At 52.6% G+C, this 15,997-nt stretch carries 9 protein-coding genes and 1 tRNA gene; 7 read left to right on the top strand and 3 right to left on the bottom strand.

Going from position 1 to position 15,997, the window contains the following annotated elements:
• The first annotated feature begins 59 nt into the window (after nucleotides 1-59).
• Nucleotides 60-1,061, top strand: coding sequence for an NAD(P)H-dependent glycerol-3-phosphate dehydrogenase (locus ACN0WX_RS06655; protein WP_417621517.1), 1,002 nt, complete (start codon nucleotides 60-62; stop codon nucleotides 1,059-1,061).
• 285 nt (nucleotides 1,062-1,346) lie between these two features.
• Entirely contained in the window at nucleotides 1,347-2,324 is a 978-nt protein-coding gene (locus ACN0WX_RS06660; RefSeq protein WP_417621518.1) for a crotonase/enoyl-CoA hydratase family protein, read from the top strand.
• On the opposite strand, the gene ACN0WX_RS06665 is transcribed toward ACN0WX_RS06660, so the two are convergent.
• The 3 genes from ACN0WX_RS06665 to ACN0WX_RS06675 all read right to left on the bottom strand — a co-directional run bounded on the left by ACN0WX_RS06665 (nucleotide 2,321) and on the right by ACN0WX_RS06675 (nucleotide 7,680).
• Nucleotides 2,321-4,867 (bottom strand): response regulator, encoded by a 2,547-nt coding sequence (locus tag ACN0WX_RS06665; RefSeq protein ID WP_417621519.1) that lies wholly within the window; start codon nucleotides 4,865-4,867, stop codon nucleotides 2,321-2,323. The two genes, ACN0WX_RS06660 and ACN0WX_RS06665, sit on opposite strands and share 4 nt — an antisense overlap.
• 5 nt (nucleotides 4,868-4,872) lie before the next feature.
• The gene (locus ACN0WX_RS06670) at nucleotides 4,873-7,032 is read right to left on the bottom strand and encodes an EAL domain-containing protein (protein WP_417621520.1); all 2,160 of its coding nucleotides are present in this window, start codon (nucleotides 7,030-7,032) and stop codon (nucleotides 4,873-4,875) included.
• Between the two features lie 571 nt (nucleotides 7,033-7,603).
• A tRNA-Pro gene (locus tag ACN0WX_RS06675) sits at nucleotides 7,604-7,680 on the bottom strand.
• A gap of 175 nt (nucleotides 7,681-7,855) precedes the next feature.
• On the opposite strand from ACN0WX_RS06675, the gene thyA reads away from it, so the two are divergent.
• From thyA to ACN0WX_RS06700, 5 genes are all read left to right on the top strand, one after another.
• Nucleotides 7,856-8,788 (top strand): thymidylate synthase, encoded by a 933-nt coding sequence (gene thyA, locus ACN0WX_RS06680; protein ID WP_417621521.1) that lies wholly within the window; start codon nucleotides 7,856-7,858, stop codon nucleotides 8,786-8,788.
• Nucleotides 8,789-9,001: 213 nt separating this feature from the next.
• Entirely contained in the window at nucleotides 9,002-12,253 is a 3,252-nt protein-coding gene (locus ACN0WX_RS06685) for an autotransporter domain-containing protein (RefSeq protein WP_417621522.1), read from the top strand.
• Nucleotides 12,254-12,421: 168 nt separating this feature from the next.
• Nucleotides 12,422-13,696: a 3-methyl-2-oxobutanoate dehydrogenase (2-methylpropanoyl-transferring) subunit alpha gene (locus ACN0WX_RS06690; RefSeq protein WP_417621523.1), complete on the top strand. Its 1,275-nt coding sequence runs from the start codon at nucleotides 12,422-12,424 to the stop codon at nucleotides 13,694-13,696.
• Nucleotides 13,693-14,706 carry an alpha-ketoacid dehydrogenase subunit beta gene (locus tag ACN0WX_RS06695; RefSeq protein WP_417621870.1) on the top strand — a complete coding sequence of 338 codons (1,014 nt, stop codon included), beginning with the start codon at nucleotides 13,693-13,695 and terminating at the stop codon, nucleotides 14,704-14,706. Before ACN0WX_RS06690 ends, ACN0WX_RS06695 begins: the two co-directional genes overlap by 4 nt.
• Nucleotides 14,703-15,992 (top strand): dihydrolipoamide acetyltransferase family protein, encoded by a 1,290-nt coding sequence (locus tag ACN0WX_RS06700; RefSeq protein WP_417621524.1) that lies wholly within the window; start codon nucleotides 14,703-14,705, stop codon nucleotides 15,990-15,992. The genes ACN0WX_RS06695 and ACN0WX_RS06700 overlap by 4 nt, the downstream gene beginning before the upstream one ends.
• Nucleotides 15,993-15,997: the final 5 nt, after the last annotated feature.

The raw sequence follows: 15,997 nt of genomic DNA on the forward strand, positions 1-15,997 counted from the left end.
TCCCCTGCAGTTTAAACAGGATGCACTCTCGCTAGAGGAGTCGTCGATGGAGGGTGTTTATGGAATTGAATGTTGGACTGCTGGGTGGCGGCTCATGGGGCACCACTGTGGCGTCACTGGTTTCGCGCAATGCACCCATTAAACTCTGGGCGCGAGATCTGGAAACCGTCCGCGATATCAACGACAATCACCGGAACAGCAAATATTTGCCGGGCGTAAATTTGCCCCATGCGTTGACCGCTACGTCCGAAATCGGTGAAGCGGTGTCGGGAGCAGACGTACTGGTCATGGGGATTCCCTCCAATAATTTTCGTAGCGTTTTGGAAGAAGCGCGGCAGTATCTTCGCCCATGGGTGCCAGTGATCAGTTTGACCAAGGGACTGGAACTGGCAACCAGCAAGCGGATGACCGAGGTGATCGAAGAGGTGCTGCCGGGACATCCGGTCGGCGTTTTAACCGGTCCCAATCTGGCCCGCGAAATCATGGCTGGTCAGGCAGCGGCGAGCGTCATCTCGATGGAAGACGAGATTATCGTGAAACAGCTGCAGCAACTTTTCCACTCGGGGCTGTTTCGCGTCTACACCAACACCGATCTACTCGGTTGTGAACTGGGCGGCGTGCTAAAAAACATCATCGCGATTGCCGTCGGTATGGGCGATGGTTTAGGAGCCGGGGACAATACCCGCTCGGCATTGATTACCAGAGGGCTTGCAGAAATCACCCGTCTGGGGGTCGCCATGGGTGGTAAACCGGAGACATTTTCCGGTCTCACCGGCATGGGCGATATGATCGCCACCTGTATCAGCCCCCTAAGCCGTAATCGTCACGTTGGCGTCGAGCTTGGCAAAGGACGCCATATTGATGAAATTGTCGATGAAATGCTGATGGTAGCGGAGGGGGTCAAAAGTGCGCCGACAGTGATTGCTCTGGCCAAGAAATATGGTGTCGCAATGCCTATCGCCGAGGATGTTTATGAGGTCACAAAGGGCAATGGTTCTGCGGTCCGGGCATTTCGCGGATTGGTTAAGCAATCCGCGGGCGCTGAGTCAGACGCGGGCTGAAACCCTGTGGTTGCGAAGAAAAATCCCACATTCGAAACTCGACCCAAATCACAGGCTATGCGGGAAAAACCGCGTCATTCGTGGATGATGTTAATAATTTCCCCGCAATCACTCTCCTGCAAATGATTCAAAGATAAGCAAATTCCTGAATCCATTAAGCATATTTGGCAATTTTCTGGGTTTTGCTTGCTTTGAAATGGGGCATATCATAAAATTCGATACCGTAGCCGGAGGATTTTGTTAGGCGGAGTAATGTCAACAGCTTTGGCATACAAGGAGTGCAGTATGGATTTTCGCAGTCGCGCGGCCAACGATCCGGAACAAAATCTGCTCGTTGAAGCAGAGGAAATGCTAGTATCGGCGGCACTCCCTTGTGAAGCGAGTATTCTAGAAAAACAATTTGAGGAAATCGATCTGCGGTTTGATCGTTCCGACCAAATATTCTGGTGCTATATGAACCAGAAATCGCGGCCCAGTTATACATATCAACTGGGCGAGGAGATCCAGCAGGTTCAGGACTGGATTCACTCCAATTATGCGATGGATGGTTCAAGGAACCCAGACCCTTTGCGCTATTTTGTTTGTGGATCACATACACCCGGGATCTATAATCTGGGCGGCGACCTGAAACATTTTGCAGATTGTATCCGTCGCCGTGATCTGGGAGCGTTAAAGAAATACGCGCGCATCTGCGTTCACATGCAATATGAGAATAGTACAGGGTTTGGTGCACCAATCATAACCATGGCATTGGTTCAGGGGGATGCGCTCGGCGGCGGTTTTGAGCATGCACTGGCTTTTGACGTGCTGGTCGCTGAAAAAAGCGCCCGATTGGGGCTTCCGGAAATTCTATTCAATCTCTTCCCTGGGATGGGCGCGTATAGTTTCCTGCGACAACGGCTTGGACGCCAGGAGACCGAGCGGTTCATTCTCGAAGGCAAATTATTCACCGCCACCGAGCTGTTTGAAATGGGTGTCGTCGATATATTGGCCGATGACGGAATGGGCGAAGCTGCGATTATTGAATATACCAAGAAGAATCATAAACGGTTTCATGCCGAACGGGCGATCTATCGCGCCCGGAAAATCGCCAATCCTGTAAGTTTGGAAGAGCTTCTGGAGATCACCGACATATGGGCTGAAACCGCGCTTTGTCTGGAAGAGGCGGATATCCGGAAGATGCTGCGTCTGGCATCAGCGCAGGACCGGCGTATTCAACGCTCGTTGCGCGCGGTCACCGATAGCGAACCAGCGGTCGGTTAAATTAGTGCAGATTTTTTGGCTGGAATCTTGTCTTGGCCGACTCCTGAAATATTTTCGAGGCAAGCGCGAATATCGGAAACCTGCCGGTCAACTTTTGTCAGATATTCAAACCGTCGGTCCATGAAATCTTGCTCGGTTATCACCTCCAATATTGCGCATGTTTCAACCAGACGGTTGGCACCGACGTTCGAGGCACCGCTCTTGAAAGCGTGTGCATGGAAGCGAAAATCATCAATCGATTCATCATGGACTGATTTTCTAAACGCAATCAGGATCTCGTCGGCGTCTTGCAAATAGGCTTCGACCACGGATTGAACAAAAGACTCATCGCCGATCGAAAGTAGATAGTCTAGCTGAGCCGGATCAACGGCCGACCGATCAGGCTGGCGCGCTTGATCATCGATATTGCTGACCACTCCCATCGGATCAGCGTCGATGGCTTTTGCTGTTCGAGAGGATAGTTCGACGGTTTGCGAAGCGATGATTTCAATCAGTTCCTTTGCTTCAATCGGTTTGGTCATCCGCAAATCCATGCCGGCATCAAGACATTTTTTCTCGGTGCTCTCGGTGGAATCAGCGGTTAAACCTATGATCGGAACGTGCATCCGTGGGCCCTCAATCTGACGCCATAGCTTGCAGCATTCAATCCCGCCCATATTGGGCATGTTGACGTCCAGAAATACTATATCAAAATTCCCGCTTTCGAGGGCTTCGAGAGCTTCCTCCCCGTCCGCGACTGCAGTGACTTCGTGACCCGCATTGGCCAATATCGTCTCGAGGACCATCTGGTTCGTGCGGTTGTCGTCAGCAATCAACACCCGAACAGGAAAAACGTCCAATGGTTGAATAGTCTCTCGCAGTTCGATTTGTTTCTGGGTTAGCGAGCCTACAAAGGAACAGCCAATCTGGACAGCGCTGCGGACCGCTCGGAAATCTGAGCCTTGCGGTAGAAGCGTAGCAAATGCTGCACGCAACTGAATGTCCTTCAGACTTTTTTTCTTGCCTTCGGTAAGCAAAACGGGAGGAAGTTTGGCTTCCCGGAACGCTGTCCATAGCGATGCCCCGTCATCATAGTCGTTCGCAATTTCTTCATCCAGGAGAGCAATATCGTAAAATTCAAGATTGCGGTGATCGAGAATTTTTTCGATGTCATCTGATTTTAGACACTGGATGTGATCTATTGTCATGGCTTGGCTATCGGCATCGCAAATAACAGGTACCTGTGCATCTCGTGTCAGGGAGAGAATTTTGACCGGATCGGGACTGCGGGTTACGGTTTCCGCTGGTTCGGCCGGGAATGACAAAGTAAATGTGCTGCCTTCGCCGAGTTTGCTGCACACCGAAATGCGCCCGCTCATTTGACTGGCCAGCTTTTGGCAGATCGCCAGTCCGAGGCCGGTTCCGCCAAACTCACTCATGATTGAGTCATCAGCCTGCTGGAAGACATCAAAGATTCTCTGTTGTGCTTCCGGTGCAATACCGGGGCCAGTGTCGGTCACTGAAAGCCACATTTCGCCTCGGTCGTTTTCTGAATCCATTCCACACCGCAATGTGACGGTTCCGGATTCCGTAAATTTCACAGCGTTGCTGGTAAGGTTGATCAGAACGTTTCGGATATAATCGAGTTGGCCGGAAATGACCTGATCGCTGCCTGGTTCTGCCTGGAGAATGATTTTAAGATTTTTCTCATCGGCACCAACTTGCATAATATCGCTAACGTCAGCCAGCACCTCGACCAGGGAAAATGATTTTGGTTCTGGCAGTTCATCAAGCGATTCCGAATGTGCAAAATTCAGTAGCTGGTTGATCAGGTGCAGCAAATGACGTCCGGCGGACACGCTGGTTGCGACCATCTGATGCTGTTTTTCTGGCAACTGCGTGTCCAGCAAATGAGTGCCATAGCCAATGATCGCGTTGAGCGGCGTTCGCAGTTCATGACTGATGCTGGCTAGAAACAGACTCTTCGCTTTGTTGGCAGCCTCGGCCTCTTCCTTGGCCCGCGAGATTTTTGTAATCAGGGTTGAGCAATATCCCGGTATAACCAACAATCCAACCAGCAAGCCGATCGAGAGGGAAGGGCTGTTGCGCCAATAATCGACAGAATAGATCGTCCACCCGAAGGTGACGGCTGCCATAGCAGAGGCAAGAAATAGCCAGTTCACCCCAAAACGGAAGCCGTTGCCCAGAATGACCCACAGCAATAGCGGATAAAGCACCGCAGAGCTTTCCCCGCCGACATAGAAGAGGAAGGTCGCTGCCCCGAAATCTGTACAGAGGCCTGCAAACCGCCTTAACCCTGAAGGCTTCCGGTGTACGTGATAGGCGATTGCGATTACGATGCTGAGAACGAAATAAACGCCGAATCCGACGATCAGGCCCTGGGCCGCACCCAAGATAGCGCAAGCTGTCCATGCGAGAATGATTAAAATGATCCGGTTCTTGATCATTTCATGTTCGCGGTCACGTGCCTGACCATCCATGCCATGGTGATGATGTACGTGATGCTGGGATTTAGTGGCCGGCGTCTTTTTATTGAAAAACATGTCGATCAACCCTCCGCTGATCGGCTGGGACGATCCCTTTCCGGGCCATTAAACAATTTGCCAAGATCTTCCGAGCGTTGCGGACGTGCAATCTTGAACCCCTGAATTTCATCGCAGCCTGAGACCCGCAACAAATCAAGCTGGGCATCATTTTCGACCCCTTCAGCGACCACACGCATATCCAGCGCGTGGGCCAGATGCGCGATGGTTCCGATGATCGCCCGGTCTGCCGCGCTATGTTCAATGCGCGAAATAAAGGTCCGATCGATTTTGAGGCAATTTGCTGGCAAATCTCTCAGATATTGCAGAGAGGAATAACCGGTACCAAAATCGTCAATGGATATGCCTACTCCATGACTGCGGATACGCTGAAGCATTGCCCGGACGTCTTCGTTATTGTCGATCAGCAGCTCTTCGGTAATTTCGATCGTAATCTTTGATGGATCAATGCCATTGGCTTCGATGTTTTTGAGCAGTTCGTCGCACAGGTTTTGGCTTTGAAATTGCCGCGGCGAAACATTGATAGCAACGCGTGGTAGATCAATACCACGATCCGCGTAAGATTTTATCTCGCTACATACTTCAGCAATTACCCAGTTGCCGAGAAGATCCATCAGTCCGCTGTCATCGGCAACCCGAATGAACTGGATAGGCAGCAATCGACCCCGGCGTGGATGATCCCACCGGATCAAAGCTTCCAAGCCGACATATTCAAGAGTTTTGGCATCAACAATGGGTTGATATTCCAGCGCGAACTGGTTTTCGCTAAGCGCGTCACGCAGTTCATTTTCAAGCGCAGCATCGGCTTGGGCAATTTCGTTCATGTCGTCCGAGAAAAACCGATGGCAGTTTCGGCCATTGGCCTTGGCATCATACATCGCAAGGTCCGCCATGCGCAGAACTTCTTCATACTCATCCCCGTCTCTAGGGATAAGGCTTACGCCTATCGATGCGCTGATAACCTGGCCCACGCCAGCGATTGCGTAGGGTTCGTTGATCGCTTTGAGAATTTTGGAACAACGGGAATTGATAGAATCTATATTTTCAAATTTGTTCAGAATAATCGCAAACTCGTCACCACCAATGCGAGCGGCAAAATCCTCCGGACTGATGACGTTGGAAATCCTTTCTGCAACTTCCCGTAACAGTGCATCCCCACTATGATGGCCGCGGGTATCATTGATAATTTTGAAGCGATCGAGGTCCAGTAGCAAAAGAGCGGATTCGCTATTCGATTTCTTGCAATGCTCGATGGTTGTTTTGACATTCTCAGCAAGCAGCACACGATTTGGGAGTCCCGTCAGCATGTCATGTAACGCCAGGTGAGTTCGATGCTCCTCGGCAAATTTACGGGCCGTTATGTCTACTGCTGTTGTCAGAACGCCAATTGTTTCCCCCTTGTGATTGAGCAGGGGTGATTTGTTGCAATGAAAAATCAGGTCCACACCGTCGGTGGTGATTTTCTCTTCATAATGGGGAATGGCCAGGCCGGATTTAAGAACCAGCGCATTTCGGCGCTGGCTGTTGGCGGCTAAAGTTGGTTCGAAATTATTGGCAAAATCCGTCCCAACCATTTCATCGGGATCTTTATCGAATAGCGCGGATTGATAGGCGTTTGTAAACAGGCATTTCCCGGAACGATCGGTTGCATTGATCATGATCGGAATCGTGTCGATGATTTGCTCAAGCATGCTTTTGCCGGAGGGGCCCTCGGTTGATGAGGCCGCGTCAAATGCGGCATGCTTGCGCTCAATTTCCGAAGCCCGCCTGCGCAAGGTCACACTTTTCTTGCTCTGGGTCAGCAGCGACAAGGCACGACTGCAGAACTCGACATGCGAAACCGGACTCTGCAGAAAGTCCGTGGCACCCGCATCCAGGGCGGCAAGACGACACTCGCGATCTTGATGTGCTGTAATAACGATCGCAGGTATTTCGCTGGCGCCCGGCATCATCCTGACTTTCCGGATAAATTCGGCGCCGTTCATTTGCGGCATACGATAGTCGACGACCATCAAGTCCGCACGATTGCTTCCCAGCCACTGCAGGGCCTCGATAGGATCGGCATAGGTGATGGCGGAATATTTTTCCCCCATCAACGTTACAAACTGGGCATAGATCCTCAGATTGGTAGGCCGATCATCGACTATTAATACGCGTGTGTTCATGATTGTATGAATTAAAGGCCTTTGATCAAGATAAGGTTAACGCGCGATTACGGAATTATACTCAAATATTTCAATGTGTTAGTGCGTTTATGTGGTGAGCGGCCATGTAATCCGTGCAAAAGAGACGGGGCCCTTCCAGCCGCGGCAATATCGCCGGCCACGGTCTTCTCATGCAGCTATCCCGCGGCTAAATTATCGGGAATCACGATCGCAATGATTGCTCGTTTATTTCGGTTAATTTTTTGGTCCGAATCGCTCCCCCAATTGCGATTTGGCGACGGCATTCTGGGGCGGTGCATTGTCCGACAGATTGCTGTGGAGGCGGTACCCTTTTTCGGTCAATCATTCGGACGGCCCCACCAAGACACGTCAATTGCGTTGCCGATAGCTGAAATTATACAGCCCGGCCCGTGCCGGCGTTTCGGACTCGCTGATGACGACGAAAAGAGAATCTTCAGGCAGATTGGCCCTGGTTGCGGAGGGGAAGATTATTCGCTTGTGGCATCAATCAACCGGTTTTGCATATGACCGGTGTTGCATATGGAAGCAGAGAGCCGATGGGGAGAATTGTTGGTCGGGAAGAGAGGATTCGAACCTCCGGCCCCTGCGTCCCGAACGCAGTACTCTACCAGGCTGAGCTACTTCCCGATCCTTTTGCCTTGATGGGCGCAAAGGGTATGATTTCCGGAATATATGTCGGTCAGATTGCCGGTTCAAGCCAAATAAAAGCCTGCGCCATTCCGGCATCGCAACCAATTGGCTGGTTGAGCATATGGCCGGAGCGGTCTAGCGTCTGCCCGACACTTGGTTGGAGAATGATGAATTGATTCCCGGACAACATTATGAGCAGCAATATCTCGATCTGATGCAGCAAATCTGGACGCAGGGGGACGAGCGCATCGACCGGACCGGCGTCGGAACGCGCGCCATTTTTGGCGCGACAATGCGTTTTGATCTCGCCGACGATGCGATCCCTCTTTTGACCACGAAGCGTGTGTTCTGGAAAACGGCAGCGCGGGAAATGCTGTGGTTTCTCACCGGAGATACCAATATCCGCGAACTGGTGAAACAGAAAGTACATATCTGGACCGACTGGCCGCTCGACAAATATCGCAAGCAGACGGGCGATCAGATTGACCGCGATGCGTTTGAGCAGCGGATTATCGAGGATGATCTATTTGCGGCAAAATGGGGCGATCTTGGGCCGGTCTATGGCAAGCAATGGGTCGACTGGCCGCGCTATACTCCTGCTGGAGACGGGCTTTACCGGCGCGAGGAAAAGGGAATCAACCAAATCGCCGCGCTGATCGACGGAATCCGCAATAACCCGGGTTCACGCCGTCATATTTTCACCGGCTGGAATGTTGCCGAACTGGATCAGATGGCGTTGCCGCCCTGCCACAAGACCTATCAATTCTATGTGTCTGACGGGAAATTGTCTGGGCTGCTGTATCAACGCAGTTGCGACCTCGGCCTCGGTTTTGCATTTAATGTCTTCTCGGCGGCGCTGTTGATACGGATGATCGCGCAGCAATGTGATCTTGCACCAGGAGAGTTGGTCTGGAATGGCGGTGATGTGCATCTCTACCTCAATCACGCTGATTTGGTAAAAGAGCAATTGTCACGTGAGCCGGCTGGCGCCCCAACGTTCAAAATATTGCGGCTGCCTGATTCCATTTTTGACTATCGCATAACCGACTTCGAGGTGAAAGATTACGCCCCGCAATCTCACATAGCGGCGCCGGTAGCCGTTTAGTTTGGCGGCCCCGGTATTGCGCTGATATTATACCGGTGGCCTATAATATTGCACAGATCGGTTGTGACAAAATACTGCTCTCCAACTTTAGTTCGCAGTACGAATTTATATTTCTAGTAAAATATGATACTAAAGCCGTGGCGGCTGAGTCGCGAGTTTTTGTGTGTAGTCGTCGAGGAGTAGTCCAACCAACTCTTAGGGGGAGAGCATAGAATGTCACTTCGTTCGATCAATCGTTCACTATTAGTCACGGTTTCTTCAGCAACCTGTATCATGGGGTTGTCCGCAGCGGCCAATGCTCAAACAGCACCCACCGGTGTAGAAGATGCACCGGCTATAGTCATTCGTGATGACCTGACTTTGAACGACCCACCCCCTGTTGGTATTCTGGACAATGTTGTGGATGTCACCGGCGTCGGGCAAATGACTGTGCGAGCCGATCAAAATACAACTTCATTGGGTCTTTGCACCGGTACGCTAATCAACCCACGAACCGTTATTTTTGCGGCCCATTGCGTTAATGATCAAGCTGCTAACAGCTATGGTTTTGCAACAGGGGGTACTGCAATTGCCTTCGGGTTTAGCGCCAATAACCTTCCAGCCGTTCGGCGCTGGGTGGGCCTCGACGGTGGGGTAGCAAATCAGACTGATGTAGATTTCAACATTTATAATGTTGAGCAGGTTTGGTATGACGAGCGCTCTATTCCAACCGGTTTCCTTGAAGCGGATGTCGCTCTGGCAACGCTTGATACCCATGCTGGTGGCGTGCCGACATGGACGATGTTGTTTTCGCCCTTAACATCAGAAACCCATGGCGTGATAAACGGATACGGATCACGGGGGTTGGGACCTGACGGGTCTAATCTTGGCATTGATTTCCGGCGCCGTATTGCGGAGAATATGATCTCATCCGCCAGCTCGCTGAATGATAGAAATAATTTCCTGTTCGGGCCGGATGACTATGGGTTGCCGCAAACTCTGTATAATACCGATTTTGATAGTCCCGCTGGTCAGGATGCGTTTGATGCCTCAAACGGTGCTTTCGATTTCGACCTGTATGACGGAGCTGCATTGCCGCGGGAAGGCACCACTGCGGGCGGCGATTCAGGTAGCGCCTTGGTTGCCGATGAACTTTTCGATACACCGGTTATCACTGCGGTATTGTCCGGCGGTTCGAGATTTTTCGGAAATGACCCCAACGATCCGCTCACATTCCAACCCTTTTCATCTTACGGAACGCAAAGCTTCTATCAGCCGCTCTATTTATTCTGGGATCAGATCGTAGCAAATAATAGCTATGTTTATGCGTCCAGCCGCGCCGGAAACCGGGACTGGCTGGATCCGGACCACTGGGTGCAGGATATGGATCCCAATTACGGCATCAGCGTTGATGGTGAACTCGTCAACGGACTCCCGGGATTTGTGGCTCCCGGCGTCACAGGCGATACGCCAAAATTTGGCAATATCTGTTTCCTGGATGACTGTTTCGACCTTTCTGCGCTGAGCGTTGAACTCGATGAAGGGGCACCCAATAGCATTTATATTGAAGGCGGTCCCGGAACCCGCGATTTTGTTCCCAACAATGTCGTGGCCGATCCGAGCGCTGATGTGAAGGCGCGCTATTATGAAGTGACCTTGGCGGCGCATGGCAAAACGAAATTGCGCGACGCAGTGACCATCGACCGACTCAATATCAAGGGTGCCGCGCGACTTGATATTAGCAGCGATGGCGATCTGACGGTCCTCGGGGACTATACGCAAACCGGTGGCTGGCTTGACCTCGACGGCAGCCTTGCAACTGGCGAAGCATTTCTGGGGTCAGGGCTTCTGACGGGTGAGGGCTTTTTTGATCCGACGTTCCTGACGTCGGTCAACGGGACTATTGCACCGGGTAGCAGCTTTGCCGACAAGGGCACTTTGACCATTGCGGGTGATGTTATCCTAGCATCCGGCACATTATCCATTTTCGATGTGAGCCGTTATGGAAATGACAAACTGGCAGTTGTTGGTGATGCCGACAATCTGGGTATCATATCATTGGGTGGTATCGCAGCGGTGGTCAATTCCTACGGCCGCCGCAGTGCCCGCTATGGCCAGACGTTTGAGATTATTACGGCGGAAGGCGGCGTTCAAAATACGTTTGACCACGTCGTCGGTGGGATCGGCGTTCTTTATCCGGAACTCAGCTACGGCTCGAACAATGTTGTTGCGAAGATGCGGGCTATCCGTTTCTTCGATTTCTTCAAGGGAAGAGGGTTTCACAACCCATTCTCACTGGCATTTGGTCGGGCGCTGGATCGTTCGCGCCATGGACATTATGGCGATCTTTCGAATGTCTATGGTTTGATCGATGTTATGGAAGCGTCAGAGTTGAACAGCACCTTCCAGAACTTGTCCGCTTCCCAGGCGGGCCGGACGACAACTCTGGACGAGAAACAAGGATCCGCGATGCGGACATTGGTTTCGGACCGCTTGTCGCTGCTCGGTACCGGAGAGGGCGTTGCGGGTAAAATCCGCATTATCGGTGCACCGGAGGTTTTCGATGGCCGACGCCAGATGACCGGAAGTGCAGCATCTCAGATCAGCTTTGCTAAAAACTATCAGTCGTCCAATTGGAACGCGGTGACGTTGCCGGAAAATATGAGCGGCTTCATGTCTGCTGGATATAACCGGTCATCTTTGGCATTTTCGGATGATAACGCGGGGACAGAGCAAGGTAGCTGGCATATTGCCATGGGTCTTGAGTTTGGTCTGAATGATCGCGCTACATTCGGTACGGCCTTCGGTTATGCCAATGGCGTGCAGGAAGTTGGTGGCAGCGTTGCCAATGTCGAAACCAATCAAGCATCCGTCTATGGCAATTATCGCTTTGGTGGAAATTTCTACGTTGGCGGACAGGCAACCATGTCCTACTCGCAGATTGACTCCAATAGCCGGCTAACGGCGGGATTGTCGACGAGCAACCTGAATACCAGTTCTCTGGCCTTCGCCAGTGAGATTGAAGCAGGCTACAATATCGACGTCGATGGCTTGATGCTGACACCGCGGGCTAGCCTCGGCTATTCATCCTACAATGTTAACGGATTCCGCGACAGTGCCGGCAGTCTGGCGCTGGCCGTAGATGAGATCAATCGCTCGGGTTTGGAAGCCAAAGCGGGATTGAAAATGTCGGGTAGCACCAAACTGGGTTTTGCATCGGGGTGGTCTTTCCAGCCTGAAATGAAACTGGATTATGTGAACCGAATTTCCGGGAATGACACGAATTTTCGTGTTCGCTTTCTGGATGCCGAGAACGTTCCGCTGGCATTGCCTATTGGATTGCAGGATGCGTCTTATGGAGAGATTAAAGGCGGATTCAGCTTCACTAACGGTGATCTAAGCTTTGGTGCCGCGGTGGAAAGCCGTTTGGGTCAGCAGATTTATCGTGATGATCGCGCGATGTTGAACATGGCTCTGCGCTTCTGAGCACAGAAACCTTACAAGATATGAGGAAAAGGGGGGCGTTTAACTGCTCCCCTTTTTTATGCAGACGCATAGGGCAGAAATATTGACCTTTATGGGAAGATGAAATAATATAATAATCAAATGAACTAATATTGCACTGCATCGATGCGGTGCAGCGGGAGATTTTGGATGGCTGATGACAATCACAAAAGCAATTTGCCGCCGCTAACCTTGCATGTGCCAGAACCGAAGTTTCGTCCTGGTGATGCGGTTGACTATAGCGATCTGGATATCCCCGCAGCCGGTGCGCAAGCGCGGCCCGACATTAACACTGCACCCAGAGATATGCAGGACATGGTTTATGACATGATCCGCGTGCTGGACGATGACCACAAGGCAGTCGGGCCTTGGGACCCCAAGCTGGACGACCAGACTTTGCTCAGGATGCTCCGTACGATGGTGCAGGTGCGTACGTTTGACGACCGGCTCCACCGCCAGCAACGGCAGGGCAAGACTAGTTTCTACATGAAATGCACGGGCGAGGAAGCAACCTCGGTTGCCGCCGCCATGGCCTTGGACGGGGATGACATGTGCTTTCCCAGCTATCGCCAGCAGGGAATATTGTTCGTCCGCGGTTATCCGATGGTCGAAATGGTCAACCAGATATTCTCGAACAAGGCAGACAAGCTCAAGGGGCGTCAACTGCCGATCATGTATAGTTCGAGCGAGCTGAATTTCTTCACCGTGTCGGGCAATTTGACCACGCAATATCCGCAAGCAGTGGGTTGGGCGATGGCCAGCGCGAGCAAGGGTGACAACCGGATCGCTGCTGCATGGTGTGGCGAGGGGTCGACCGCCGAGGGCGACTTCCATGCGGCGATGACCTTTGCCACCGTTTATAACGCGCCGGTGATCATGAATGTCGTCAACAACCAGTGGGCGATATCGTCCTTCTCCGGTTTTGCCGGTGCGGAGCGGACCACCTTCGCGGCGCGCGGCGCCGGATATGGTATGGCTGCCCTGCGTGTGGATGGCAATGATCCTCTGGCTGTCTATGCAGCGACAAGATGGGCGGCAGAACGGGCGCGGACCAACCAGGGTCCGACATTGATCGAGCATTTCACCTATCGCGCCGAAGCCCATAGCACTTCCGATGATCCGACTGCCTATCGCAGCGCGCAGGAGCGGGAGGAATGGCCGCTCGGCGATCCGATCATGCGGCTTAACAAGCATCTGATCGGTCGCGGCGTGTGGAGCGAGGAGCAGCAGGAGCAGCTCGACGCCGAATGTTTGGCAGCGGTCAAGGAGGCCGTCACCGAAGCCGCCAAAAACGGCATATTGGGCCACGGCCTGCATCAGCCTTTCGAAACCATGTTCCAGGATGTGTTCGAAGAAATGCCCTGGCACCTCAAAGAGCAAGCGGCGCAAGCCAACAAGGAACGGGAAATCAAATGGCCGTCATGAACATGATAGAGGCCATCAACAGTGGCCTCGACACTATGATGCAGCGCGACGATGATGTCGTGATCATGGGCGAGGATGTCGGCTATTTCGGCGGGGTCTTTCGCGCGACAGCCGGTTTGCAGGAAAAATATGGCAAGACGCGCTGTTTTGACACGCCGATTTCCGAATGCGGGATCATCGGAGCGGCGGTCGGCATGTGCGCTTATGGATTGCGGCCGGTGCCGGAAATCCAGTTTGCGGACTATATCTATCCGGGCATGGACCAGCTGATTTCGGAAGCGGCAAGGCTGCGCTACCGCTCGGCCGGTGAATTTACCGCGCCGTTGACCGTCCGGTCGCCTTTCGGCGGCGGGATTTTCGGCGGGCAGACGCACAGCCAGTCGCCCGAGGCGATGTTCACCCATGTCTCTGGCCTGAAAACGGTCATTCCATCGACGCCTTATGACGCCAAGGGATTGTTGATTGCCGCCATCGAGGATAATGATCCGGTGCTCTTTTTTGAGCCGAAGCGCATCTACAACGGGCCGTTTACCGGCTATTATGACAATCCTGTCGCGCCCTGGTCAAAATTTGCCGAAGCCGAGGTGCCGGAAGGTCATTATACCGTGCCGCTGGGCAAGGCCAACATCGTCCGCGAGGGTGATGCGGTGACCGTTCTCGCTTATGGTACTATGGTTCATGTCGCCAAGGCGGTGGTGGAAGAGCATGAGATCAACGCTGAAGTCATTGATCTGCGGACTCTGGTGCCGCTCGACATCGAAACAATCGAGCAGTCGGTCAGGAAAACCGGTCGCTGTCTGATTGTGCACGAAGCAACGCGGACCAGCGGTTTTGGTGCTGAACTGTCAGCTCTGGTACAGGAACGCTGTTTCTATCATCTTGAGGCACCGATCGAACGGGTGACCGGATTTGACACACCCTATCCGCATAGTCTGGAATGGGCCTATTTCCCGGGACCGGTCCGGATTGGCGAAGCGCTGGAAAAAATTGTCGGGGATCTGAAATCATGAGCAAATATATATTCAACCTGCCTGACATTGGCGAAGGCATTGCGGAAGCCGAAATCGTTAAATGGCATGTCAAAGTCGGTGACAGCGTCGCGGAAGATGATCAGCTTGCCGATGTCATGACCGACAAGGCAACGGTTGAAATGGAAGCCCCGGTTTCAGGCACAATCGTTGCTCTGGCCGGCGAGGAAGGCGATATTATCGCGATCGGATCGATGCTGGTCGAGATCGAAGTTGACGGTGAAGCCGACGTTGAGGAGCTGGAAGAATTGGAGGCATCCAACGCGGTTGTCGAAGCCTCTGAAGAGGCTGTTTCTGACGTCCAGAAGCCGGATCAAGTTGCTGATGATAAAGAAAAAGAATTAGAATCAACACCAGCGGTCACACTTCAGAAAGAGGCTGCAGAAAAGCCGCCAAAAATTGCGGGCGAGAAAGTGCTCGCCACGCCCGCCGTACGCAAGCGTGCGACCGAACTCGGTGTTGATCTCGCGCTGGTCAAGGCGCAGGGCGATCATGTCCGTCACAGCGATCTCGATGCCTATCTGAACTATGGTTCGGGGCAGGGCTATCGTCCGAGCGGTGCTTCGCACAAACGCGATGACGAGGAGATCAAGGTCATCGGAATGCGCCGCAAGATCGCGCAGAATATGGCTGAATCCAAACGCAATATCCCGCATTTCTCCTATGTCGATGAAATTGATATGACCGAATTGGAGGACATGCGCGCCGATCTCAATGCCAATCGTGGGGGGCGTCCGAAGTTGACAATGCTGCCACTGATGATCGTTGCCATATGCAAGTCGCTGCCGCAATTCCCCATGCTCAATGCGACTTTTGACGATGAAGCGGGTGTAATCACCCGGCATGGTGCGGTGCACCTTGGCATGGCAACCCAGACCGGGCAGGGGCTGATGGTGCCGGTGCTGCGGGATGCACAGGATATGAACATTTGGCAACTGGCCTCCGAAATTGGTCGTCTGGCCGCCGCTGCACGTGATGGCACCGCAAAAGCGGCAGAATTGTCGGGATCGACGCTTACCCTCACATCTCTTGGCCCGTTGGGCGGGATCGCAACGACGCCGGTGATCAATCGTCCGGAGGTTGCTATTATCGGTCCCAACAAGATTGTCGAACGTCCGATGATTATTGATGGTGAAATTCAGGCGCGCAAACTGATGAACCTCTCGATTTCCTGTGATCACCGGGTGGTCGACGGCTATGACGCTGCCAGCTACGTGCAGGCGCTCAAGCATTTGCTCGAGACCCCGATATTGTTGTTCGCAGACTGAGAGTC

Origin of the sequence: Parasphingorhabdus sp. (genome assembly GCF_048269915.1) — a bacterium.
GTDB lineage: Bacteria > Pseudomonadota > Alphaproteobacteria > Sphingomonadales > Sphingomonadaceae > Parasphingorhabdus.

What these genes read in the sequence shown, in the direction of transcription:
- ACN0WX_RS06655 (WP_417621517.1), top strand. Translation starts at nt 60, where the DNA reads ATGGAATTGAATGTTGGACTGCTGGGTGGCGGCTCATGGGGCACCACT.
- ACN0WX_RS06660 (WP_417621518.1), top strand. Translation starts at nt 1,347, where the DNA reads ATGGATTTTCGCAGTCGCGCGGCCAACGATCCGGAACAAAATCTGCTC.
- ACN0WX_RS06665 (WP_417621519.1), bottom strand. Translation starts at nt 4,867, where the DNA reads ATGTTTTTCAATAAAAAGACGCCGGCCACTAAATCCCAGCATCACGTA.
- ACN0WX_RS06670 (WP_417621520.1), bottom strand. Translation starts at nt 7,032, where the DNA reads ATGAACACACGCGTATTAATAGTCGATGATCGGCCTACCAATCTGAGG.
- ACN0WX_RS06685 (WP_417621522.1), top strand. Translation starts at nt 9,002, where the DNA reads ATGTCACTTCGTTCGATCAATCGTTCACTATTAGTCACGGTTTCTTCA.
- ACN0WX_RS06690 (WP_417621523.1), top strand. Translation starts at nt 12,422, where the DNA reads ATGGCTGATGACAATCACAAAAGCAATTTGCCGCCGCTAACCTTGCAT.
- ACN0WX_RS06695 (WP_417621870.1), top strand. Translation starts at nt 13,693, where the DNA reads ATGAACATGATAGAGGCCATCAACAGTGGCCTCGACACTATGATGCAG.
- ACN0WX_RS06700 (WP_417621524.1), top strand. Translation starts at nt 14,703, where the DNA reads ATGAGCAAATATATATTCAACCTGCCTGACATTGGCGAAGGCATTGCG.